This window comes from Trinickia mobilis, from assembly GCF_017315705.1.
Lineage (GTDB): Bacteria > Pseudomonadota > Gammaproteobacteria > Burkholderiales > Burkholderiaceae > Trinickia_A > Trinickia_A mobilis.
Genome location: NZ_JAFLRF010000031.1, coordinates 46,387 through 71,334, shown reverse-complemented (window position 1 = coordinate 71,334; position 24,948 = coordinate 46,387). Strand labels below are relative to the sequence as shown.

The window sequence follows — 24,948 nt, the reverse complement described above, 5'->3', positions numbered from 1 at the left end:
TCGCGCCGAGCCCCGCGCAAAAGAATCAACTGAAACTATGGTCAGCCGTTTTTGCACAACTTGACGCACACAACTCCGAATCGCGTTGCTAGCTGCACTGATCCCAGTGGCAACGTATGCGCACGATGAGACTTTTTCAGTCAGGTTAACTGATGAGATATTTGTGTTCAACTGCGCGGGGTGCCCGATGGGTATGTACCACGCGGTTAAAGCATCTGGACTGGATGGCAATGTCAAATTTTATTCTCTTGCGCGACGTACGGACGACCTGTCAGACACAGTCACGTTCTGTGATGCCCCGCTCATGATGTGTGCTGGGGTCTACAGCCAAACGAGACCGTATTGGATCGATTCAGACACAGGAGATTTGGCTTTGTACGACGTGACGACACCGGTGGCCCATCGATCAGACCGTGACGGAGAACTTTACGAGGCTTACCCATTGTGTCCTGCAACGGGAAAGGATGGTCGGTTTGCCGCGTATGGCGGCGAGTGTTATCTCGGAGTGAGAACTAACGGAAGGCAAACATTCTCGCTGACGTATTGGCTGGGACCTATTGGTCAAGCGCAAAGGAACCGCTCTGAAGAGGTTAAGCGTGCACGCGGGATTCTCAATTCAATGAGCAAACAGTGACAGACGAAGAGCGTAACCGATGACCAGTATCAACGCGCACCTATCCCCAAAACGGCACCCTTACCTCGACTCCTGGTCCACAATTTCCAGCGCTCGCCTGCCAACCATCAAGCATGCCAAAAATCCATTGCTCGAAGCCGCTCGCCCCCTTTTGCGGGCGTTGGCCGATATGCCAGAATTCCTGGAATCCGACGCCGTTATCGTATTTCGATCGCTACTAGAAGAAGAGCTTCATACCTTCCAAACCCTCTGCGAAAAAGCCCACGTCCGGCGCGACCACATGCTCGGTGCGCGCTATTGTTTGTGTACCGCGCTGGATGAGGCAGCTATGCAAACCGCCTGGGGCATGAATAGCGAAAGCGGTGCGGTATGGAGCAGCAACGACCTCGCAACCGCCTTCCACGAAGACCGCGACGGCGGTCAAAAAATCTATCTGCTGATCGGCCGCTTGATGTTCGATTCGCACGATCATCTCGACCTTCTCGAAGTGATCTACCGAATACTCAGCTATGGCTTCGAAGGCCAGTACCGGCTCGACCCAGACGGTCGCAGAAAACATCACACTGTGCGTAAGCGGATTCACGACGAAATCGTCGCACAGCGCGGCCCCATGCCAGACGCCCTCCCTCCGGGCGTGCAGGCTATTGTGGCCGGTAAGCGCATGTCGTATTACGAGTTTCCGGCCTGGATTTCGGCGGTGGTGCTGTTGCTGATCCTGCTCGGCATGTTCGGCTACTACAAATACCAACTGCTGAAACAATGCGATCGTGTCCATGAGCAAATCGGCGCCATCGCGGACATGACACCGCCCCCTCCTGCGCCGGCAAGTCTCCCCGCACGCCGCCTGGAGGTCATCGGCAAAGGCGACGCCGACCCGATCAGCGACAACCACAGCTCGCCAGGCCGCGCGAAGAATCGCCGAGTCGAAGTCACGGTTGCGCCGTCATCGAGCAGCTAAAAAAAGGCCATTCAGGATTCGAGCATGAAGAAGTTCTTATCGTTACTGGCGACACGCCAGTTCCTCACCGTTCTCGCGCTGGTGGCGATCGCGCTGCTGATCTGGTTTATCGGACCCGTTATCGCGTTTGGGGGGATGGAGCCGTTTGCGCGCGCCGATATGCGTGTCCTGGCAATCGCACTGTTATCTGGCGGCGTGCTGCTCTGGCTCGCCGGCTGGTCCACCAGCGTGGTGTTCGTCGGGCTCGTTTGTCTGCTTATCTGGTATGCATCGCCGCTTTTTAGCTTCCGGCACACGGAACCGTTCGCATCAACATCGGCACGCTTAGTTGGCGTCGCGATCGTGTTGGCGCTGTTCGCCGCTTATTGGGCGATGCGGCTTTGGGAAAAATTACGCACTAACGAGCGCTTCGTCAAAAGCCTTCTCGAATTCGGCGACAAGGCGAAACCATCGGCCGCTTCGGCTCGACTCGGGCAAGTCGATGGCATCATTGCTGGGGCGCTTGCCGAGTTAAAAACGATGCGAACGGGAGCCCGCGGGCTGCGACGGCTGTTTCAGCGCAGGCGCTATCTGTATGAACTGCCGTGGTACATAGCGCTGGGTTCGAAGGCGTCGGGAAAAACGAATGCCTTGCTGAATGCCGGTCTCTCGTTTCCGCTTGCCGATCAGTTGCAGAGGGTTCCAGATGCGCTCGCAAGGAGCACCGACGTAGTTCAATGGTGGCTTACCAATGATGCGGTACTGATCGACACGCCCGGCTTTTACGCGTGCCGCGGGGCGATAGAACGCGAGGTGCCGCTGCGAGCCGCCGCAAGCGACAAGGGCGCTACGAGTATCGAAGCCGAAGACGCCGCGTCGTCTGCCGCCACCGATGTTCGGCGCGAATTCGGTAATTCGAGCCACGGTGCCGACGCAGCAGAATGGTTCGGCTTTCTAAGCGTACTGCGCAAGTACCGTCCGCGCGCGCCGATCAATGGTGCGATTTTGACCGTCGATGCGGCCGAACTCGTCAGCGAGGACGAAAGCGCGCGGATTGCTGAGGCGGCGGCGCTTCGCGGGCGGCTTAGCGAACTTCGCACGAATTTGGGCATTCGCTTTCCGGTGTACCTGCTGATCACGAAGATGGATCAGTTGTCCGGCTTTACCGAATACTTTGGCTCGCTCACTTCAGAGAGCCGCACGCAGACATGGGGCTTCGCGCTGCCATACGGCAAAGAGACCATCGCGAACGAAGGCATTAGCACTCTTTGCCGCAAGGAACTTGGCTTGCTTGCCTCACGCCTGACCGACGGAGTCAACAACCGCCTGTTAGACGAATACGACGTGTTTAAACGTCGCAAGGTGGCCGTTCTATCCGAGGAGTTTTCAGCGCTGGTTAGCGGGGTCGAGGAATTGATCGAGCGCGTGTTCGTCGATTCGCGTTATGACTGCACGCAACTCCACACGACGCTGCGGGGCGTGTTTTTTACCAGTGCAGCGCAGAGCGGCAGGGAGATCGCGGCACAGCCGAATACGATCGCTAGATTCCATGCGGCGCAACTCGGACGGGAACCGCCTGCACTCACGCCGCAGTGTGCCGCCCGCAAAAGCTACTTCCTGCACGACCTGATCTCGAAGATCATCATCCCCGAATCCCACCTGGTCCGCCCGAACCTGCGCTGGGAAACGCGCCTGCGCGTCGTCCGCTTTTGCGGCCACGCATTCGCCTGCCTCTTCTTCACATGGCTGGCGATCGGCTTATGGGTGAGCTTCGACAACAACCACGGCTATCTCGACGCTATCGGGCACAAGGCGCAAGCGCTCGCTGCGCGAGTCTCACAGCTATACGAAGACCCGAAGCCGGAAGCCATCCCCGACACACTAACCGACGCGCGCGCCCTGCCCACGTATCCAGGCCTCGACCTAGCCAACCCGCCCGCCTCCTACGGCTACGGCCTATACGCGGCAGCGGACCTCGTCACCGCAAGCCACCACACCTACAACGCACTCGAAGACAACCTTCTGCTGCCGCAAATCGTCCGCCGAATGGAGGACGTGATCTCGCGGGCCATCGCCAAGCAAGATTCGAAAGCGGCCTACGATACCTTGCGCGTCTACCTGATGCTCTACGACAAGCCGAAATTCAACGCCGCCGATGTGAAGGCATGGCTGCTGGACGACTGGGCAACGACAGACAGCGCCGCGGTGTTCGGCGGCCGGGTGTCGATGATCGACCACGTTCAGCAGCTCTTTTCCGGCGCGCGCGTGGTGCAGTCGCCGTTGCTGCGCAACGACGCGCTGATCCAGCAGGCGCGCGCCTTGCTCGACGGCAGCAACGTCACGCAGCGCTTGTACGAGCGTGCGAAAGCCGCGATGCAAAAGGAAGCACCCGTTGAATTCACGCTGATCCGTGCGGTCGGCCCGCAGGCGGGCACCGTCTTCACGCGCGCAAGCGGCGCGCCGCTTTCGCGCGGTGTGCCGGGCCTCTTCACGTTCGACGGCTACCGCACCCTGTTCGCCAAGCGCCTGCCCGAATTCGTGCAGGCCGCGCACGACGACGACGCTTGGGTGATGGGCCGCTCGTACCTGGGCGGTGTGTCCGCGCCGACGCAAACAGCCGCTACGGCAAGCACCTCCACAAGCGCAGACGACCCGCTGACCGATGCCATTCGCCGGCAATATCTGAACGAGTACGCGCAGCAGTGGGATGCGTTTCTTGGCGACATTCGCGCCGTGACGGGGACGAGTCTGGGATTCAGCCTGCAAGTGCTGCGCCGTTTCGCGGCGCCGGACTCGCCGCTGGCCCGCCTCGCGCGCGCGGCGGTGCGCGAAACGACGCTTGCCCAACCGGTCGCACTGCCGGACGGTGCCACGGCGGACGGCGTCAAGGCGGGCCGGGCCACGGATCATGGCCAAAGCGCGGATCAGCTGTCCGGCACGCTCGGCATCCGCGCGGAGGAAGGAGTCGAACGGGAACTGGTCGACAACCGTTTCGCGGCACTGCGAGAGCTGGTCACCGGCAGCGCCGACGCTCGGAGTGCGGATCAAGCGAGCACCGCACCGGCCAACAAGACCGGCGTCGATGGCGTCACGAATCTGCTGACCGATTACTACACGGCGCTGACGGTTGCGGAAAACGCGCTCGTCAACAACAGCATGCCGCCGGCCGGCGACACGGCAGCGAAGCTGAAGATCACTGCCAATACGATGCCCCCGCCGTTGCGCGCGGTGCTGCTGGACATGGCCGCGCAGGGCTCGCGCGAGGTCAACCGGCGCATCGGCCAACTGCTGTCGCGACAGATGGAGGCGGTCGTCGGCGATACCTGCCGCTTGATGGTCGAAGGCAACTACCCGTTTGCCCCGGACGGCAAGCGCGAGATCGGCATCGACGACTTCACGCGGATGTTCGCCCAGGGCGGCGTCATCGACGACTTCTTCACGAAGACCCTCGCGCCATTCGTCGATACGTCGGCAAGACCTTGGCGCTACAAGACGCTGCCCGGTGCGACCGAACCCGTTCAGGGACCGGATCTCGAGCCCTTCCAGCACGCCAAGGCGATTCGCGATGTATTTTTTAGCGATGCCGGCCAGAAGCAACTCGCATGGAAGGTCGATATCCGCATCCCGGAACTCGATCCGAACGTGTTGAGCCTGACGCTCGACATCGACGGGCAAACCACGGTCTATCAACACGGGCCGGTTGTGCCTTGGGTGGTGAATTGGCCGGGGCCGCGCGGCGGAGTCCATGCGGAGATTACGGCGAATCCGCGCATCCGGCCGGACACCTCGACACTTGCGACGGACGGCCCCTGGGCACTGATGCGGATGCTGCAGAAGGGGCAGATGGCCGAGTCCGCGACGCCGGGGCGTGCGCGCGTTGCGTTCGACTTCGATGGTCGCAAGGCTGTGCTCGATATCTTGAATACGGGCAGCGTCGCCAATCCGTTGACGAGCGATGTGCTGAAGACCTTCAAGTGTCCGAGTTCGATGCCGACGTTCGGCCTTGCGGACACGGGCCCGCCGCCGGGATTGCCACCGGGGCTTCCGCCCGCGGGCGTTGCTCGGTGATGCAGTCTGTGGAAGCCGTTCTTGCAACCTGTTTGCTTGCCGGCTTCCATGGTCCGCCCTTACAGCCCCTCATTTCGGTGTTCGCGCATCCCTCGCCGTCGCGTTGTCGAAATCGTCTTCCCAGTATTCGTTGTCGCGCCGCGCGTCGCCGATGCGCGCCGCTTCGAGCTTGCGCAACTCCACGCGCCGGATCTTCCCCGAGATCGTCTTCGGCAGCTCGTAAAACTCGATGCGCCGGATCCGCTTGTACGCTGCAAGCTTTTGCGCCGCGAAGCGCAGGATATCGCCGGCCACTTCGGGCGTCGGCGTAAAGCCCGCGCGCAAGGCGACGAACGCTTTGGGCGTCGCGAGCCGCACCGGGTCCGGACTCGGCACCACCGCCGCTTCGGCGATCGCCGGATGCTCGATCAGCACGCTCTCCAGCTCGAACGGGCTGATGCGGTAGTCGGAGGCTTTGAACACGTCGTCGGCGCGCCCTACGTAGGTGTAGTAGCCGTCGGCGTCGCGCTGCGCGATGTCGCCGGTGCGATAGAAGCCGCCGTGCATGACGTGGCCGGTCTTCGCGGGATCGTCGACGTAGCCGTCCATCAGGCCGAGCGGCCGCGGATCGAGCACGAGCGACAGCTCGCCTTCGTCGGCGGGCCGGTCGTCGTGATCGAGCAGCGCGATCCGGTAGCCGGGCAGCGGCCGCCCCATCGAGCCTGCCTTGAGCGGCTGGCCCGGCGAGTTGCCGACTTGCGCGGTGGTCTCGGTCTGCCCGAAGCCGTCGCGCAGCGTGATCTTCCACGCTTTCTTCACGCGCTCGATGATCTCGGGGTTCAGCGGCTCACCTGCGCCGACCGCTTCGCGCAGCTTCACGTGATACGACGCGAGGTCTTCCTGGATCAGCATGCGCCAGACCGTCGGCGGCGCGCACAGCGTCGTGATGCCGTGCGTGACGAGCGTTTCGAGCGCCGCCTTCGCGTTGAAGCGCGCGGCGTTGCTGACGAACACGGTCGCGCCCGCATTCCATGGCGCGAACACGCTGCTCCAAGCATGCTTCGCCCAGCCCGGCGAGCTGATGTTCCAGTGGACGTCGCCGGGCTTCAGTCCGATCCAGTACATCGTCGACAAATGGCCCACGGGGTAGCTCTGGTGGCTATGCAGCACGAGCTTGGGACGGCTCGTCGTGCCCGATGTGAAATAGAGCAGCATCGGATCGGTCGCGAGCGTGCGCTCCTCGGGCGTGTGGCACGGGCTCAGATCGTAGGCGTCCGCGTAGCGGCGCCAGCCGGCGGGGGCCGGGTCGTGCGCCGCGCCGTTCCCATGCGTGACGGCGATGCGTGTGACCGACGCGTCGACGTCTGCAAATTTTTCCGCCGCGGCGGCCGACGCGATCACGTGCTTGACCTCGCCGCGCGTCATGCGGTCGGCGATATCGGCGGGCGTGAGCAAGAGCGTGGCGGGAATCGTCACGGCGCCGAGCTTGATGGCTGCCAGCATCACTTCCCACAGCGCCGGCTCGTTCGGCAGTATCAGGAGCACGCGGTCGCCGCGCGCAACGCCCACGCTGCGCAAGTAGTTGGCGACCTGGTTCGAGCGCGCGGACAACTCGGCGAACGTGAGCTTCTGCTCGTTGCCGTCTTCGTCGACGACCCACAGCGCCGCTTCGTGATTGTTGTGCGCGTAGAGGTCGAACCAGTCGAGCGCCCAGTTGAACTCGATCAGTGCGGGCCATTTGAAGTCGCGATACGCGATGTCGTAGTCCTCGCGATGGCGCAGCAGGAATTCGCGCGCCTGCAGGAAGGATTGCGAGTCAGCCATGGGTCCCCTCTTTCGTCGTCGATGTGGACCTGCTTAACTGGCCGTCGCAGCACGAATCGGTCTTGCGTGCCGCGGCGGCAAGCTTTGCTTGCTACTGCCTACTGTGGCCGGGCGCGGGCCTTGCGGCCCTGCTCGCGGATCTGTTCGAGCGTCGCGTTCGGCGTGCTCACTTCCTTCGGCACGCGCAGCTCGATCAACGCGGGCAGGCCGCTCGCCGTCGCGCGCTCGAACGCCGGCAGGAAATCCGCGGTGCGCTCGACCGTTTCCCCATGCGCGCCGAACGAGCGCGCAAACGCGGCGAAATCGGGGTTCGTGAGGCCGGTGCCATGCGTGCGCTCAGGGTAGTGCCGCTCCTGATGCATGCGGATCGTTCCATAGTGCCCGTTGTTGACCACGATGAAAATCACGTTCAGCCCGTACTGCATCGCGGTGGCGAGTTCCTGGCCGGCCATCATGAAACAGCCGTCGCCGGCGAGGGCGACCACCGTGCGCTCAGGGTATAGCGCCTTCGCCGCGATCGCCGCGGGCACGCCGTAGCCCATCGCGCCGCTCGTCGGCGCGAGCTGCGAGCGGTAGTGCCGATAGGAAAAATGACGGTGGAGCCAGATCGCGTAGTTGCCGGCGCCGTTGGTGACGATGGCGTCGTGCGGCAGCCGCGCGCGCAGTTGCGCCATGATGTCGCCGAGTTGGACTTCGCCGAGCATCGGGCGCGGTTTGCGCCATTCCAGATACGCGTCGTGGGCGTCTTGCGCGCTGCCGGTCCACGCGGGCGCGGCGCCCGGTTCGAGCACCGCGAGTGCGGCGGCGAACTCGGGCATGCCGGAGACGATCGGCAGATCGGCCGCATAGACGCGGCCCAGTTCTTCCGCGCCTTGATGGACGTGGACGAGCGTTTGCTTCGTCTTCGGGATATCGAGCAGCGTGTAGCCGCCGGTCGTCGCTTCGCCGAGGCGCGGGCCGATCACGAGCAAAAGGTCGGCATCGCGGATGCGTGCGGCGAGCGCCGGATTGATGCCGAGGCCGACGTCGCCCGCGTAGTTCGGATGCTCGTTGTCGATCGTGTCCTGATAGCGGAACGCGCAGCCGATCGGCAACTGCCACGCTTCGACGAAGCGGCGCAAGTCGGCGCAGGCTGCGGGTGTCCAGCCGCTGCCGCCGGCGATCACCATCGGCCGGGCGGCGCGTTCGAGCAGGTCGCGCAGCTGGCGGATCTGCGCAGGAGCGGGAGAGGCGGCGACCCGCTGGAACGCCGGCGCGGCAGGCATCGCTGGGCACGGATCGGACAGCACGTCCTCGGGCAGGGCCAGCACGACCGGCCCCGGCCGTCCGGCGCACGCCGTATGAAACGCGTGACTCAGGTATTCGGGGATGCGGCGCGCGTCGTCGATCTGCGCGACCCATTTCGCCATCTGGCCGAACATGCGGCGGTAGTCGATCTCCTGGAACGCCTCGCGGTCCAGGTGTTCGCGCGCGCATTGGCCGATGAGGAGGACCATCGGTGTCGAATCCTGAAACGCGGTGTGCACGCCGATCGACGCGTGCGTCGCGCCGGGCCCGCGCGTGACGAGCGCGACGCCGGGCCGGCCCGTCAGCTTGCCCGTCGCCTCGGCCATGTTGGCCGCGGCGGCCTCGTGGCGGCAGACGATCGTCTGGATGCGTTCGGTTTCGTCGTGAAGCGAATCGAGCACGGCGAGAAAGCTCTCGCCCGGCACGCAGAACACTCGGTCGACGCCGTGCGTGAGCAACGCATCGACTATGAGGCGCGCACCCGTCACGGTGGCGGAATCGGCGACATTCGGCATTGCGTGAGGTCCTCCTGGCGGTTGGGGACGGTGGGGCGGATGTGGGGGGAAAGCATTGACAGCTTACGCCGAGTGGCGGCGATGTGCCGCCTGCGGTGAGGAGATATGCAAATTGCCCCCAGGCGCACTACCAATATGGATAAGTGGGAAAATCCAATTCCCATATTAATGATGATGGATGCCGTGATCCTGGCGGTGGTCTTCTTTCTGGGGAAATGGGCTTTTCGCCAGATCGGGTAGATTTCAGCGCTGTCGTTGATACTGCAATCAAAAATGGCGCGGCTCGGGCGACTGATATAGTTCGACCAATGGCCAAAACGCGGGCTGAACCGCCAGCCATTTCATTGCTCGCCATTCATTGACGCCGACCGACCGTTGCAAATCGGGGTGGGCGGCCAGCGAACTGCCGCACGCTATGAGCGTGAGCGCATAGCGGCCCTTGCGACCGTTAAATCCACCTTGCACGTGCGCCGGCAAAATTTTCCGTGCGAAGTCGACGCATACGTCTTCCGCGAACCGCAGACTGCGAGTCACATCATCGGCTGCCAGCGTTTCGCGCAATTGAGCCTCGTAGCACGTAAGCGCTGGTTCGCACCAAGGTGGCAACGGTCGCAGCCTCATCCGACACGTATGCGCAACAGCTTTCACGAAACCCCATGCGTCGAGCGGCGGTAAAAGGCGATCGGCTATCGTCATTGGCGAACCCCCGTGAATGGATGCAAACGTCCGTTGTACGTTTGTCGATAAAACGTACCGCATTGCCTCTATCTTATTGAGAAGGAAACCTTATTGTCATTTGCTTGACTATCGGCGTGGACTTGTGGCAATTCCTTCATGGAGGTCACTGGGTTTTGATTAGTTATATTAATCATTAAGCATATTTACGGGTCTAGCTGACATGTTTTCGTGCGAGCCGAAGGTTCAGACTATTTGCGTAGGTGCTGAGTCGATTCAATTGCGTGTTAGAGAGGGAAAAGCCGGTATCTTGCTTGAGCGCGACCTGCGCTCTTTGGGCAATCGGCTCGGAGACGTCCGGGTAACTCAGGTTGTTCTGGCGTGCAAGAGAAGCCTGCAAGGCTTCCTCCGAGCTGAACCCTATAGCAGAGTCATCGAACCCGCTGTGCATAAAATGATCGAGAGTGCGACGAACCGGATGCCGCAACAGATATCTAGCCGAGAGCTGCATGGCCGCGATGCGATTCATTCCGCAATCAGGGAGATTTCTCGTGTCCCGGACGAGAGTGAACTGATCGCGAATGTTCGCGCGATAACGCGTGCTATGGGGGCGAGCACGGCTTTCTTTTTTCTGTGTGAGCGATCCGCAGAAGGGGAAATAGCGGCGTATCGGATTTTGATCGCCTCGCCCGACGATACTGCGGCGGCACAGACTTATGTTGCGAAGCGCTGGTATGCGACGGATCCTTTCTTGATGCACGCCGGCAAATCCCAGCGCCCCTATTTTTCGTCGGACGTAGGTTTCCTCGAAAACCTGACCGGCAGTTGGCGCGACATGGGCGAGTTCGCCCGCGCGGTCGGGATGCGCAGTTGGATTGTCGCTCCGGCACACCTGCCGCGAGCATCGAAATTTGGCGTTCTATACGCATCGAACTCGACGCTTCCGGCGGATCACGGCGAAGAGCCGTTGCGGGAAAATCGCGTCTTCTTCGGTGCACTTTCCGCCGAGCTTCTTGATTGGTATATCAGCCGGGACAAGGCGCTTGCGCTCAAAAGGTCGGCGCTGTCCACCCTAGAGATTCAAATTCTGGATGCAACAGCCCGCGGGCAAACACTCGATCAGATTGCGTTGTCGCTGGACCTATCCGAGACCGCGCTACGCGAGCGCATTTCCGCTTCCATTCGTTCGAAACTGGCGGCAAAAAATATTATCGAGGCGGCTCGCCTGGCCGACGAAATGGGGCTTCTCGCAGCTGGCTCCGAACGCAAGGTTGCCTATGTCGTTCATAGCCCGAGGTGGGGAACATTCCTGGGTGAAATACTTGGCGTGCCATTCTGGTCCAACGTGAATCCCGAAGGCTTGGAAAGAGCTGCGATATTCGCCGACGTGCTGACGGCACGCGAGGTTCTGGATTCCCAGCTTCCTGGGCACGACTGCGTGCTACACCGGGTTGACGTCCATCACGCGGCGCAAACCGCCTCGATCGACGACTGCGTGGCAGCCGGATTGCCCGGATGGGCCCCAGGCTGCACGAACAGCGGAGCACCTGCAGACGACTCAGGTACCGTCGGCGTATTGGGTGCTCCCCCTGCTACCTATCATTAAGCTTAGGGGAATGGGATTCCGGGCGGGGGGAAATCGGGCGGCCGCGTAGGCCGCCCTTCAATCAATGACCGCGCCTCAACACTCGACGATATTCACCGCCAGCCCGCCGCGCGACGTCTCCTTGTACTTCGTCTTCATATCCGCCCCGGTCTCGCGCATCGTCTTGATGACGGAATCGAGCGACACATAGTGACTGCCGTCGCCGCGCAGCGCCATGCGCGCCGCGTTGACCGCCTTCACCGACGCCATCGCGTTGCGCTCGATGCACGGAATCTGCACCATCCCGCCGACCGGGTCGCAGGTGAGGCCGAGGTTATGCTCCATGCCGATTTCGGCCGCGTTCTCGACCTGCTTCGGCGTGCCGCCCATCACGGCCGCGAGCGCGCCCGCCGCCATCGAGCACGCGACGCCCACCTCGCCCTGACACCCCACCTCCGCGCCCGAGATCGACGCGTTCAGCTTGTACAGAATGCCGATCGCGGCCGCCGTCAGCAGGAAGTCGATCACGCCCTGCTGGTTCGCCCCCGGCATGAAGCGCGTGTAGTAATGCAGCACGGCGGGAATGATCCCCGCGGCGCCGTTGGTCGGCGCGGTGACGACGCGCGCGCCCGCGGCGTTCTCTTCGTTGACGGCGATCGCATAGAGGTTGATCCAGTCGACCATCGACAGCGGATCGCGCAGCGCCTGCTCGGGATTGCCCGACAGCGTCCGATAAAGCTGCGGCGCGCGGCGCTTGACCTGGAACGGGCCGGGCAGCGTGCCGTCGGCGTCCGGGTTGCCGATGCCGCAGCCGCGCGCGACGCACGACTGCATCACGTCCCAGATCTTCAGGAGCCCGGTGCGCGTCTCTTCCTCGGGGTGCCAGACGCGCTCGTTTTCCCACATCAATTGCGCGATCGTTTTGCCGGTCGATTCGCACAGCGCCAGCAGCTCGTTGCCGGTGCGGAACGGATGCGGCCGCTGGTCGGCGGCCTGCAGCACCTTCGTATTCGGCGCGCCCGCCGTCACGACGAAACCGCCGCCCACCGACAGATACGTCGCCTCGCGCAGCGTCTCGCCTGCCTCATCGAACGCGCGCAGCTTCAGGCCGTTCGGATGTTCCGGCAGCGCCTGCCGATAGAACGAAATGTGCTCCTTCGGCACGAACGGGACGCTGTGCGTGCCGAGCAGCGCGAGCGTGCGCGAGGTCCGCACGGCCTCGAGGCGCGCGGCGATCGTCTCGGGCTCGACGGTGTCGGGCGCATCGCCCATCAGGCCGAGCATGACGCCGCGGTCGGTGCCGTGGCCCTTGCCGGTCGCGCCGAGCGATCCGTACAAGTCGACCTTGACCGACGCCGTGGCCGCCAGCAGCCCGTCTCGCTCAAGTCCTTGGACGAACATCAGCGCCGCGCGCATCGGTCCGACCGTATGCGAGCTCGACGGCCCTATCCCAATTTTGAAGAGATCGAAAACGCTGACTGCCATTGCTGCTCCTGATGTGTGAAATGCTCAGCGCGCCGGCAGCGGCAGGCAGACTGCGAGCCATGCCGGCGGCGTGGGCGACAACTGCAGCGCGACCGGCGCGTAGCGGCCGTTCAGCCGCGCTGCGAGATAAAAGAGTTCGGTTGCGTTCTTCGGGTCCCATTCGCCCGAATAGCCGGGCAAGCCCGCCTCGCGGCGCTTGGCGTCAAATGCGACGCTCGAATGCACGAATTCGTCGTGCGTTTTCGTGCCGAGCGCATAGGGCGTGAGCCAGTTGAGCGCAGCGGCAAGCGTGGCGCCGTTGGCCGCGCGCTCCGGCAGCCAGTTGCGGTTGTGGCGGCGCGCGGCGAGCGCGGCGGTCACGAGCGGCTGCAAGTCGTAGGTCACGTAGTGCAGCGCGTCGCGTTCGGCGAAATCGACGGTCGAGCCGTCCGGCGCGATGTTGTCGCCGATGTGCTCGATGAAGAGACGTTGCGCGGCGTTGATCAGCTTGCGGTCGTCGAGCGTAAACGCGCTCATCGCCACCAGTTTGACCCGGTGGCTCTGCCAATTGTTGCGAAAAGTTCCAGTAAGCGGACGCGGTTGTGCGTCAATTTGCGCAACATAGCCGTTCGCGAGCTTCGCGATGAAAGCTGCGGTCGCGTTGCGCGTCTTCACGGGCAGCGCGCTCGCGGTCAGGTCGTACGCGAGGATCATCCCTTCGAAATCCGTTTCGTCGATCGGGTTGAAGCTCGGGCGGTAGGTGGTCGCCCAGGCGTACAGGAAACGGTCGACCAGCTTCAGATAGCGGTCGTCGCTCGTCGCGCGCCACGCGAGCGCCGCGTTGCGCATCAGGTCCAGATCCTTTTCCGCTTCGACGCTTTGATCGTAGATGCCTTCGTGCGGCAGCGTGCCCTCGGTGTGCAGCCGCTCGAGCGGCTTCGGCTGGTCGTTCAGGCGCGCCTGCACGTTTTTCACGAGGGCCTGCACGCCCGGGTCGGCGTTCGTGCGCTCGCTGCTTTGCAGCGCGGGCGCCGCACAAAAATTCATCGCGGCGTGGGCGGCTTGCAGCGGCGCCGCGATTGCCGCGCAGGCGAGCAGCAACGGCGCGAGCGGCGCACCGGTTCGTTGGTTCAACAGCGTTAGCGTTCCGTGCCTTGTCATCGTTCGCACCTTTCGCCCCATGCGGAACTCCTTCGTTGGTTCGATTTCGGTGTCAGATGTTAGCCGCTTTTGAGCGCCCCAAACCTGTCGCTGCGCATCAGACCCCCAAGGGGACTTCCTTCGGGGCGAAACTTGGGGCGGCCCGGCGTTTTCTTGAGCGCGCACGGCAAAGACGCAAGCCGCGGGAAGCGGCTTGCGTCTCTCGGTCACGATGTCGAACGGGCGCCGGTTATTCGTAGTCGGCGATCGGAACGCAGGAGCAGAACAGGTTGCGGTCGCCATACGCGTTGTCCGCGCGGCCAACCGGCGGCCAGTACTTGCGGGCGACGAGCGAGGGCAGCGGGTACGCCGCCGTTTCGCGCGAATACGCGTGCGCCCATTCGTTCGCGACGACCACCGCCGCCGTGTGCGGCGCGTGCTTGAGCGGATTGTCCTCGCGGTCGGCGCGGCCTTCCTCGACCGCGCGGATTTCCTCGCGGATCGCGATCATCGCTTCGATGAAGCGGTCGAGCTCTTCCTTCGATTCCGATTCGGTCGGCTCGACCATCAGCGTGCCCGGCACCGGGAAGCTCATCGTCGGGGCATGGAAGCCGTAGTCGGCTAGGCGCTTGGCGACGTCGTCGACCTGGATGCCGCTCGAGTCCTTGATCGGACGCAGGTCGAGAATGCATTCGTGCGCAACCAGCCCGCCCGGGCCCGCGTACAGCACCGGGTAGTGCGGCGCGAGCTTCTTCGCGACGTAGTTCGCGTTGAGGATCGCGGTTTCGGTCGCGGCGGTGAGGTTCCTTGCGCCCATCATCGCGATGTACATCCACGAGATCGGCAGGATCGACGCCGAGCCGTACGGCGTCGCCGACACCGCGCCGATGCCGTTCGCCTCGCGCTTGTAGCCGGTCGACACCTGGTTCGGCAGGAACTGCGCGAGATGCGCGCCGACCGCGACCGGGCCGACACCCGGTCCGCCGCCGCCGTGCGGAATGCAGAACGTCTTGTGCAGGTTCAGGTGCGAGACGTCGCCGCCGAACTGGCCCGGCGCGGTCAGGCCGACCATCGCGTTCATGTTCGCGCCGTCCACATAGACCTGGCCGCCGTGCGCGTGCACGATCTCGCAGATCTCGCGGACGTTCTGCTCGAACACGCCGTGCGTCGACGGGTAGGTGATCATGATCGCGGCGAGCTGCTTCGAGTGCTGCTCGGCCTTTGCCTTCAGGTCTTCGATATCGACGTTGCCCTGCGCATCGCACGCCACGACGACGACCTTCATCCCCGCCATATGCGCCGACGCCGGGTTCGTGCCGTGCGCGGACGCCGGGATCAGGCAGACGTCGCGATGGCCTTCGCCGCGCGACGCGTGGTATGCGTGGATGATCAAGAGACCGGCGTATTCGCCCTGCGAGCCGGCGTTCGGCTGCAGCGACACTGCCGCATAGCCGGTCGCGGCGACGAGCATCTGCTCGAGCTGGTCGATCATCTCGCGGTAGCCGACGGTCTGCTCGGCGGGCGCGAACGGGTGGATCCGGCCGAATTCGGGCCACGTCACCGGCAGCATCTCCGATGTTGCATTGAGCTTCATCGTGCAAGAGCCGAGCGGGATCATCGAGCGGTCGAGCGCGAGGTCCTTGTCGGCGAGGCCGCGCAGGTAGCGCAGCAGCTCCGTCTCGGAGTGGTGGCGGTTGAAGACGTGGTGCGTGAGGTATGCGCTCGTGCGGACCAGCGAGGCGGGCACGGAGGCCCTGGCGCCTGCGCGGGTCAGGGCGCTGTCGAGCGCATCGACGTGCGGCACGTCGATCGCGCCGGCCGCTTGCGCGAACAGCGCGAGCAGGTCGGCAAGGTCCGAGCGCTTCGTCGTTTCGTCGACCGACACGCCGACGCGCGTCGCGCTCACGCGGCGCAGGTTGATGCGCTTCGCCTTCGCCGCTTCGTGCACGGCAGCGGTGCGCGCGCCGGTTTCGATCGTGAGCGTGTCGAAGAAGGTGTCGTTGGCGAGCGTGTAGCCGAGCTGCTCGACGCCGGCTGCGAGCAGCTCGGCGATGCGGTTCACGCGCAGTGCAATCGTTTTCAGTCCATGCGGGCCGTGATAGACCGCGTACATGCTCGCCATGATCGCGAGCAGGGCCTGCGCCGTGCAGACGTTCGACGTCGCCTTCTCGCGGCGGATGTGCTGTTCGCGCGTTTGCAGCGCGAGACGCAGCGCGGGGTTGCCTTGCGCGTCGACCGTCACGCCGACGAGGCGCCCCGGCATCTGGCGCTTGAATTCGTCGCGCACGGCGAGGTACGCCGCATGCGGGCCGCCGAAGCCGACCGGCACGCCGAAGCGCTGCGAGTTGCCGACGGCAACGTCCGCGCCCCATTCGCCCGGAGGCGTGAGGAGCGTCAACGCAAGCAGATCGGCGGCGGCCACCACATGGCCGCCCGCAGCGTGGATCGCGCCGGCGAGTTCGCGGTAGTCGCGCACGTCGCCGTTCACGCCCGGGTATTGCAGCAGCACGCCGAACGCATTCGACGCCGCGGCTTGCGCGGCAGGGCCGACCTTCACTTCGATGCCGACCGGCTTCGCGCGCGTTTGAATGACTTCGATCGTTTGCGGCAGCACGTCGTCTGCCACGTAGAACACGTTCGACTTGGGCTTGCCGACGCGCTGCAGGAGCGTCATCGCCTCGGCCGCGGCGGTCGCCTCGTCGAGCAGCGACGCGTTCGCGATCGCAAGGCCCGTCAGGTCGATCACCATCTGCTGGAAGTTCAAGAGCGCTTCGAGACGCCCTTGCGAGATTTCCGGCTGATACGGCGTGTACGCCGTGTACCAGGCGGGGTTCTCGAGCACGTTGCGCAGGATCACCGCCGGCGTATGCGCGTTGTAGTAGCCCTGGCCGATGTAGGAGCGGAACACCTGGTTCTGGTCCGCGAGCTCGCGCAGAACAGCAAGCGCTTCCGCCTCGCTCTTCGGCTGCGAGAACGCGCCGAGCGGCAGCGGCTCGGTGCGGCGTATCGTCTGCGGAATCACGGCGTCGATCAGCGCGGCGCGCGATGCGAAGCCGAGCGCTTCGAGCATCTTTTGCTGATCGGCGGCGTCCGGGCCGACGTGCCGCTCGGCGAAGGCATCATGCACTTCGAGCGCGGCAAGCGAGAGAGGGGTGCGGTTCATCAGACGATCCGGGTGTTCGAGCTTCATGTTTAGGCTTGGCAGGCGCGGCGCAACGAGCGCGCCGCGCGGTTCGGGTCAAAAAAAGTTACGCGCCGATGGACTTCGTGTAGGCGTCGGCGTCGAGCAGCTTGTCGGTCGAGGCGCCCGCGGCCGGCTTGATCTTGAAGAGCCAGTTGTCGTAGGGGGCGCTGTTGACCGAGTCCGGCGCGTCCGTGACGGCCGAGTTCGCTTCGATGATTTCGCCCGCGACCGGCGCGTAGATATCGGAGGCGGCCTTCACCGATTCGATGACGGCGACGGTGTCGCCGGCCGAGACGGTCTTGCCCAGTTGCTGGACTTCGAAGAAGACGATGTCGCCGAGCGCTTCCTGCGCGTGATCGGTGATGCCGATCGTCAGCGTGCCGTCGGCTTCGGTGCGAACCCATTCGTGCGATTCGGTGTATTTCAGATCGGCCGGGATGCTCATCGGTTGCTCCTGTTATTCATCAATGGCTAAAAAGGGGGACGTGCGCCGCGAGCGCGGCTTACGCAGACGATTACTGGCCGGCGAGCACCTTGCCGTTGCGCACGAATGGCAGTTTTACCACGCTTGCGGGAAGTGCTTTGTCGCGGATCTGCACGTGGACGATGTCGCCCGGCTGCACGCCCTTCGGCACGCGCGCGAAGGCGATCGATTCCTGCATCGTCGGCGAGAACGTGCCGCTCGTGATTTCGCCCTCGCCCTGCGGGGTGACGACCTTCTGGTGTGCGCGCAGCACGCCCCCTGCCTTGCCGTTTTCCTTTTGCAGGATCAGGCCGACGAACGACGCTTTCGAGCCCGCGGCTTCGAGCGGCGTGCGGCCCACGAAGTCGCGCGGCGCCGTGAGATCGACCGTCCAGGCGAGGCCCGCGTCGAGCGGGGAGACGTTGTCGTCCATGTCCTGGCCGTACAGGTTCATGCCGGCTTCGAGGCGCAGCGTGTCGCGCGCGCCGAGGCCGCACGGGCGCACGCCCTGGCGCTGCAGCGAGTCCCAGAATTCGCAGACGTCGGTGGCGGGGAGCACGATTTCGAAACCGTCTTCACCGGTATAGCCGGTGCGCGCGATCATCAATTCGCCGAACGGCGTGCCTTCGACGAGCGCCGCGTTGAACGGCTTCAAGAGTTCGGTGGCGGTGCGCGTCGAGGGCGCGACTGCCCACACTTTGTGGCGCGCGTTCGGGCCCTGCACGGCGACGATCGCGAGATCGCGTCGCGGCGCGATCGTCAGGCCGTAGCCGCCTTCGGCGTTGAGCTGGCTGAACCAGGCGATGTCTTTCTCGGCGGTGCCCGCGTTGACGACGAGACGGAAGAAGTCTTCGGCGAAGTAGTAGACGATCAGATCGTCGATCACGCCGCCCTTGCTGTTCAGCAGGCACGAATAGAGCGCGCGGCCCGGTGTCTGCAATTTGCCGACGTTGTTCGCGATCGCGTGCTCGAAGAACGCGCGCACGCGGACGCCGCGGAAATCGACGACGCACATATGCGACACGTCGAACATGCCCGCGTCCTTGCGCACGGCGTGGTGCTCGTCGATCTGCGAGCCGTAGTTGACGGGCATGTCCCAGCCGCCGAAGTCGACCATCCGCGCCTTGAGCGCGCAGTGGGTGGCGTGGAGCGGGGTGTGTTTCAGTTCGGTCATCGGGGCCTCGTCAGGTGTTTCGCGAAAACAAAAAAGGCCATGCATGTGGGCTCACCCTTGCGGCCTTCCGGCGGCAAGCGATGTGGCCCTGCATGACCCCTCTGTCCTCGGTACCTGAGAGATTGCGTTGCCCGGGATAAGCCCCTTCGAACGCGCGCCCCTTCGGTGGGCAGCCTGCTTGGCTTTCAATCAGCCTATGCCGCTGCCGCTCTCCAGAGTGCGAAAAACCGGTGCTTTACGTGCCGCAGTCAATCGGTTGCGGAACCGCGAGAAGGCCTCCCAAAGCTGGCGCCAATTTCACGGATCGTGACGTTTTCAAGCGGGTTTTTCGACGCTGTCGGTCCTTTTGCCTGAGAGTTTGCGGGTGTGCCCCTTCGGCGGCGCGGCCTGATCGGAATCCGCAATGGACACCCGTGGCCTGCGCGCTCTCCCGACGCGTGCGGCGAATGTACGCGAGCGCAAAAGGCTTGTCAAATGAGGCTTGCGGGCGGATCGAGCGCCGCGTGGCGGGCCGATAAAAAAGGCGGCGGACATCGCGTCCGCCGCCTTTCTCGCATGTCGACCCGAGTTAGCGCTTCAGCGCTTACTTGGGTCCCATGCACAGCGGTCGACCCGAGTTAGCGCTTCAGCGCTTACTTGGGTCCCATGCACAGCGGTCGACCCGAGTTAGCGCTTCGGCGGTGACTCGGGTCCCATGCAACGCTGCCTGGACTCGAACCTCCGTCCTACTGGCCGATTGCGCGTGCCGCGCCGTCGAGCTCCTGGTTCAGCACGTGCTGCTCGTCGCCGGACAAGCCGCCGCCGCGCGAGGCCGACATATCGTGCGCTTCCTGGCGGATCACGTCGAGGCGGTGATGCAGCGCGCCACCTTGCGGCGGCGGGTAGTAGCCCTGGTTGACGCGAGCGTCGATGAGACGGCTCAGATTGTCGATGCGCGTGTTCACTTCCCCGAGGCGCCGCATCGCCACTTCATGCGGGTTCGGCGGCGGCGCGGCCACCTGCGGCTGCTGCACGACGCACGCCGCCAGCGACGCCACCAGTGCGCAGCCAGCGACCGCGCGAATCAAGCGTTGCATTCCATTCTCCTTGTCATCTTGGGACGGGATGACCGTCGCGACAAAAACGGCTCGCGGAGGCAAAGCGACGACCCCGCGAGCCGAATATTTTGTAACGGTTTGTTCCTTTCGGAATGTCAGATTCGCGTGCCGCCTTCTTATTCGAAGCCGACGCGCGCGAACGGCAGGCGACGCCCTTCTTCTGCGCTTTGGTTGGCGAGCTCGACGATGGTCATGACGTCGATCGCGTCTTGCGGCGCGACGGGGAACGGCACGCCGTCGCGGATCGATGCCGCAAGCGATCCGTAAAAGCCGGCGTAGTTGCCGTCTTGCGTCGGCTGCGAGTGTTCCACTTCTTGCTCGCCTTGCAGCAGGCGCACCAGGGCCGGCAGATTGCCCGCACCGAAATCGACGTCGCCCGGACGCAGGCCTGCCTTCAGTTGATCTTCCTGCGTGTCGAGCCCGCGCTTCACGTAGCTGCCGAGCGTGCCGTGGATCGCGAAGCGCGGCGGCTCGAGCGCGGCGAGCGCCGTGGCGTGCAGCACCACTTCCTTGTCCGCGTAGCCGAGCTGGAGATGGACGTAATCGGGCGCCGTGCCCTCGTCGCGATGGATTTTCACGGTCGCGCTGACGGTGTCGGGCGCGCCGAACAGCGCGAGCGCCTGGTCGATCAGATGCGGCCCGAGGTCGAACAACAGGCCGCCGCCGCGCGACGCCTCCTCGCGCCAGCGCGGCCGCACGAGCGGGCGGAAGCGGTCGAAGTGCGATTCGAAGTGCGTGATGCGCCCGAGTTGGCCGCTTTCGATCAGCGCGCGCACCGTCATGAAATCGCCGTCCCAGCGGCGATTGTGGAACGGCGCGAACAGCACGCCGTGCTTCTTGGCGAGCAGCGCGAGCGTGCGGGCGTCCTCGGCGGTCAGCGTGACCGGCTTGTCGACGACGACGTGCTTGCCTGCTTCGAGCACGCGCGCCGCGAGTTCGAAGTGCGTGTCGTTCGGCGTCGCGATGACGATGCATTCGACGGCGTCGAGCGCGACGAGCGCGTCCAGATCCGCGACGACTTGAGCCGCCGGGTAGTCGGCGCGTGCCTGATCCGGCTGGCTCGTCGCGATCGCCGCCACCTCGGCGTGGCCGCAATGCGCGATGACCGGCGCGTGGAAGGTCTTGCCGGCGTAGCCGTAGCCCATCAAACCGATTTTCAAGGGTGATGTCATGAGAGCTTCCATCGAATGGCGCGCGCGGCGAGGTGCCGCGCGTAACAGCGGCTATTTTGGCATGGCGGATTCGGTGTGTCCGGGGCGGCGGCCGTCCGGCGAAACCCATCCGTGTTAGCATCGCGCACTTCCCCGTAGCAACTTCATTGGCAGCGCACCGGAAACGTTCCCGGCCCGCGAGCCGCCAACCTTGACCCCTCCACAGACGATGTCCGCAGGCCTGAATCCCGCCCAAAGCGAAGCGGTGCGCTATCTCGACGGTCCGTGTCTCGTGCTCGCCGGTGCGGGCAGCGGCAAGACGCGCGTCATCACGCAGAAAATCGCGCACCTGATCGAAAACAAAGGCTTCGAGCCGCGTCACATCGCGGCCGTCACGTTCACGAACAAGGCCGCCGCGGAAATGCGCGAGCGCGTCGGCAAGCTGCTCGAAGGCAAGACGCTTTCCGCGCCCGGCAAGGAAGGACGCAAGGTGCCGGTCAATCAGCTCACCGTCTGCACGTTCCACTCGCTCGGCGTGCAGATCCTGCGGCAGGAGGCGGAGCACGTCGGCTTGAAGCCGCAGTTCTCGATCATGGATTCGGACGACTGCTTCGCGATGATCCAGGAGCAGGTCGGCACGACGGACAAGGGCTTCATCCGCAAGATCCAGACGATCATCTCGCTCTGGAAGAACGGCCTCATCATGCCGGACGAAGCGATGGCGATCGCGTCGAACGAAGACGAGCATCAGGCCGCGATCGTCTATCGAAACTACGTGGCGACGCTGCACGCGTACCAGGCGGTGGATTTCGACGACCTGATCCGCTTGCCCGCCGAGCTGTTCAAGAAGAACGAGCCGGTGCGCGACCGCTGGCAGAACAAGCTGCGTTACCTGCTGATCGACGAATACCAGGACACCAACGCGTGCCAGTACGAGCTCGTGAAGCGGCTCGCGGGGCCGCGCGCGGCGTTCACGGCGGTCGGCGACGACGATCAGGCGATCTACGGCTGGCGCGGCGCCACCCTCGAAAACCTCGCGCAACTCGGCAAGGATTTTCCGAAGCTCCACCTGATCAAGCTCGAGCAGAACTATCGCTCGACGGTGCGCATTCTCACCGCCGCGAACAACGTGATCGCGAATAATCCGAAGCTCTTCGAGAAGAAACTGTGGTCCGAGCACGGGATGGGCGACACGATCACCGTCACGCCGTGCAACGACGAGGAGCATGAGGCCGAATCGGTCGTGTTCCGGCTGTCGGCGCACAAGTTCGAGCGGCGCGCGCAGTTTCGCGACTACGCGATCCTCTATCGCGGCAACTTCCAGGCGCGCATCTTCGAGCAGGTGCTGCGCCGCGAGCGGATTCCGTATGTGCTGTCGGGCGGCCAGTCGTTCTTCGACAAGGCCGAGATCAAGGACATCTGCGCGTACCTGCGCCTCGTCGCGAACGCCGACGACGATCCCGCATTCATCCGCGCGATCACCACGCCGCGGCGCGGCGTCGGCAATACGACGCTCGAAGCGCTGGGCGCGTTTGCGGGGCAGGCGAAGGTGTCGCTGTTCGAGGCGGTGTATATGGGCGGGATCGAAGCGCGCTTGTCGCCGCGGCAGATCGAGCCGTTGCGCGCGTTCTGCGATTTCATGCAGCGCATCACCGAGCGCGCCGACAAAGATCCGGCCACGACGCTGCTCGACGGCCTGATGGAAGCGATCCATTACGAGGCGTACCTGTATGACGCGTTCGACGAACGCCAGGCGCAGTCGAAGTGGCAGAACGTGCTCGAGTTTCTCGAATGGCTCAAGCGCAAGGGGACGAAGCCCGAGCGCGAAATCTCGGACGACGGCGAAAGCGAAGCGACCGGCTACGACAACGCCGACGGCCTCGCCGACACAGGCAAGAACCTGCTCGGCTTGATCCAGACGGTCGCGCTGATGTCGATGCTCGAAGGCAAGGAAGAGGATCCGGATGCGGTCCGCCTGTCGACCGTGCACGCGTCGAAGGGACTCGAGTATCCGCACGTGTTTCTGGTGGGCGTCGAGGAAGGCATCATGCCGCACCGCGGCGGCGCCGACGACGAGCCGATCGACGACGCGCGCATCGAAGAAGAGCGGCGCCTCATGTACGTGGCGATCACGCGCGCGCAGCGCAGCCTGCATCTGAACTGGTGCAAGAAGCGCAAGCGAGCGAGAGAGACGGTGGTGTGCGAGCCGTCGCGCTTCATCCCCGAAATGGGACTCGACGACGCGCCGCCGCCGGCGCCGGAGGAAGCGCCGATGACGCCGAAGGACCGGCTCGCGAGCCTGAAGGCGTTGTTGCAGAAGCCTTGATCGAGGGGTGTCGAGTCTCTTCTTATCGACAGCGGCGGACGTAAAAAACCTGCGGCGCGAGGCGCTCGCAGGGATGAAAATCGGCGTCGCTGGACGCCGATTCGCCGTTCGTTACTTCGCCGCGCTGACCATGTAGTCGACGGCGGCCTTCACGTCCGCATCCGACGCGGTCGATCCGCCCTTCGGCGGCATGTTGCCCTTGCCGTGCAGCGCGTAGTTGTAGATCACGTCCATCGGGTCTTTCAGGCGCGGGGCCCAGGCGTCCTTGTCGCCGAACTTCGGCGCGTTCAGCACGCCCGTCGCGTGACAGGCCTGGCAGACCTGCTGATAGAGCGCCTTGCCCGCTTGCGCCGCGTCCGCGCTGGGTGCGGCGCCCGCGGCGGCGTTCGCTTGCGGCGCGTTGGAAAGCGCGGCGATTGCGGCCGCGGCTTGCGCGCTGGCGGCGCTCGTCGCCGCAGCCTCGGACGCTTCCGCTGCCGCCGACGCGCCTTGCGCCGCAGGCGCGCTCGCTGCCGGAGCGGGTGGATCGGCGAACTGCGCGCCGCCGTGGTCGGCCATATAGGCGACCGCGCGGCCGATTTCGTAGTCGCTGTAATCGTCGGGGCTCGTGCCGCCGCGCGCGGGCATCGCGCCCTTGCCGGTCAGCGCGGTGTGCCAGAGCGTATCGAAGCCTTGCGAGATGCGCGGCGCCCAATCGCCGGCGTTGCCGAATTTCGGCGCGCCGGCGTTGCCGGTCGCGTGACAGGCAGAGCAGACGGCTTGGTAGACCTGCTCGCCGGTCTTGTAGACGTGCGGGGCGTTGACGTCGCGGAGATTGAGCTGCGCGATCGGCGCGATGCGCTGGGCGACGGCGGCGTCCGAAAGGCCGTCCGTGCCGGCGCCGGTGCGGGTCGACTCGTTAACGTAGTTGACGAGAAGGATGATGATGACGACCGGGATGGCAAAGCTCGCGACGATCGCGGCGATGAGCTGCCCAGGTGTTTTGATCGGTGCTCCGTGTGGTGCTTCGCTCATGCTTGTGTCGTCTCCCAAGGATTTTGTTAGGTGAGCGCTACAGCGCGACGGCAACGGCAACAGCTTGTCTTTGATCAAACACGGACGATTATAGACGCAACGTTTTGGCGCGGGCGAGCGCGGCACGGGGCTCTTCAGCAGGCGTTTACCCGCAGCGGGAGGGGGTGAAACGGAGGGGAAAGGGGCTGGAAATGCCCTCAAAAGGCGTCCAACGGGCCGCGCGGTGGACGGTTTGGGCGAAACCGGGTATTCTCTCGGTCTCCTCGCATGCGCGTCGCCCCTTTATGTCCCTTTAAACGGGTGGCGCCGTCGCTAAAGCGCCCGTAGCTCAATGGATAGAGTACTGCCCTCCGAAGGCAGGGGTTGCTGGTTCGATCCCAGCCGGGCGCGCCAAGTCTGACAAGGGTTTCAGCGAACCCACCCGTTTCCTC

Annotated in this window: 16 protein-coding genes, 1 tRNA gene and 2 riboswitches; of the genes, 6 read left to right on the top strand and 11 right to left on the bottom strand. The window is 64.3% G+C overall.

From position 1 onward, the window contains the following. Positions 1-653: 653 nt before the first annotated feature. Entirely contained in the window at positions 654-1,592 is a 939-nt protein-coding gene (icmH, locus tag J3489_RS28545) for a type IVB secretion system protein IcmH/DotU (RefSeq protein ID WP_207003980.1), read from the top strand. Between the two features lie 24 nt (positions 1,593-1,616). After that, positions 1,617-5,639, top strand: coding sequence for a type VI secretion system membrane subunit TssM (tssM, locus tag J3489_RS28540; RefSeq protein ID WP_207003971.1), 4,023 nt, complete (start codon positions 1,617-1,619; stop codon positions 5,637-5,639). Positions 5,640-5,708: 69 nt separating this feature from the next. Here the strand turns inward: tssM and J3489_RS28535 are convergent, their stop codons facing one another. Next, positions 5,709-7,442 carry an AMP-binding protein gene (locus tag J3489_RS28535; protein ID WP_207003960.1) on the bottom strand — a complete coding sequence of 578 codons (1,734 nt, stop codon included), beginning with the start codon at positions 7,440-7,442 and terminating at the stop codon, positions 5,709-5,711. A 98-nt stretch (positions 7,443-7,540) separates the two neighbouring features. Beyond that, entirely contained in the window at positions 7,541-9,244 is a 1,704-nt protein-coding gene (locus tag J3489_RS28530) for a thiamine pyrophosphate-binding protein (protein WP_207003959.1), read from the bottom strand. 105 nt (positions 9,245-9,349) lie between these two features. Between J3489_RS28530 and J3489_RS38400 the strand changes: the two genes are divergently transcribed. After that, entirely contained in the window at positions 9,350-9,484 is a 135-nt protein-coding gene (locus J3489_RS38400) for a hypothetical protein (protein ID WP_255555292.1), read from the top strand. A 27-nt stretch (positions 9,485-9,511) separates the two neighbouring features. On the opposite strand, the gene J3489_RS28525 is transcribed toward J3489_RS38400, so the two are convergent. Beyond that, a complete protein-coding gene (locus J3489_RS28525; RefSeq protein ID WP_207003956.1) occupies positions 9,512-9,805 on the bottom strand; it encodes a hypothetical protein in 294 nt (97 codons plus the stop codon). Positions 9,806-10,229: 424 nt separating this feature from the next. Here J3489_RS28525 and J3489_RS28520 point away from each other — a divergent pair, with 424 nt between their 5' ends. Next, a complete protein-coding gene (locus J3489_RS28520) occupies positions 10,230-11,525 on the top strand; it encodes an autoinducer binding domain-containing protein (protein ID WP_207003954.1) in 1,296 nt (431 codons plus the stop codon). A gap of 75 nt (positions 11,526-11,600) precedes the next feature. Here J3489_RS28520 and J3489_RS28515 read toward each other — a convergent pair whose 3' ends face one another. The 7 genes from J3489_RS28515 to J3489_RS28485 all read right to left on the bottom strand — a co-directional run bounded on the left by J3489_RS28515 (position 11,601) and on the right by J3489_RS28485 (position 21,198). Continuing rightward, entirely contained in the window at positions 11,601-12,989 is a 1,389-nt protein-coding gene (locus tag J3489_RS28515; protein WP_207003952.1) for an L-serine ammonia-lyase, read from the bottom strand. A gap of 24 nt (positions 12,990-13,013) precedes the next feature. After that, complete coding sequence (locus J3489_RS28510; protein ID WP_374193497.1) at positions 13,014-14,150, bottom strand: alginate lyase family protein; 1,137 nt, start codon at positions 14,148-14,150, stop codon at positions 13,014-13,016. Positions 14,151-14,358: 208 nt separating this feature from the next. Beyond that, positions 14,359-17,298, bottom strand: a complete 2,940-nt coding sequence (gcvP, locus tag J3489_RS28505; RefSeq protein WP_207003948.1) for an aminomethyl-transferring glycine dehydrogenase — start codon at positions 17,296-17,298, stop codon at positions 14,359-14,361. A 58-nt stretch (positions 17,299-17,356) separates the two neighbouring features. Continuing rightward, positions 17,357-17,737, bottom strand: coding sequence for a glycine cleavage system protein GcvH (gcvH, locus tag J3489_RS28500; protein WP_207003946.1), 381 nt, complete (start codon positions 17,735-17,737; stop codon positions 17,357-17,359). Between the two features lie 70 nt (positions 17,738-17,807). Continuing rightward, positions 17,808-18,929 carry a glycine cleavage system aminomethyltransferase GcvT gene (gene gcvT / locus J3489_RS28495; RefSeq protein WP_207003944.1) on the bottom strand — a complete coding sequence of 374 codons (1,122 nt, stop codon included), beginning with the start codon at positions 18,927-18,929 and terminating at the stop codon, positions 17,808-17,810. Positions 18,930-19,020: 91 nt separating this feature from the next. Then, a riboswitch (glycine riboswitch) is annotated at positions 19,021-19,155 on the bottom strand. Positions 19,156-19,257: 102 nt separating this feature from the next. Further along, positions 19,258-19,372: riboswitch (glycine riboswitch) on the bottom strand. Positions 19,373-19,654: 282 nt separating this feature from the next. After that, positions 19,655-20,005, bottom strand: coding sequence for a hypothetical protein (locus J3489_RS28490; RefSeq protein WP_207003942.1), 351 nt, complete (start codon positions 20,003-20,005; stop codon positions 19,655-19,657). Positions 20,006-20,142: 137 nt separating this feature from the next. After that, positions 20,143-21,198: an oxidoreductase gene (locus tag J3489_RS28485; protein WP_207003940.1), complete on the bottom strand. Its 1,056-nt coding sequence runs from the start codon at positions 21,196-21,198 to the stop codon at positions 20,143-20,145. A gap of 208 nt (positions 21,199-21,406) precedes the next feature. On the opposite strand from J3489_RS28485, the gene J3489_RS28480 reads away from it, so the two are divergent. Further along, positions 21,407-23,503: a UvrD-helicase domain-containing protein gene (locus J3489_RS28480; RefSeq protein ID WP_207003984.1), complete on the top strand. Its 2,097-nt coding sequence runs from the start codon at positions 21,407-21,409 to the stop codon at positions 23,501-23,503. Positions 23,504-23,614: 111 nt separating this feature from the next. Here J3489_RS28480 and J3489_RS28475 read toward each other — a convergent pair whose 3' ends face one another. Beyond that, complete coding sequence (locus J3489_RS28475; protein ID WP_207003938.1) at positions 23,615-24,517, bottom strand: c-type cytochrome; 903 nt, start codon at positions 24,515-24,517, stop codon at positions 23,615-23,617. Between the two features lie 317 nt (positions 24,518-24,834). Between J3489_RS28475 and J3489_RS28470 the strand changes: the two genes are divergently transcribed. Then, positions 24,835-24,910 (top strand) — tRNA-Arg (locus J3489_RS28470). Positions 24,911-24,948: the final 38 nt, after the last annotated feature.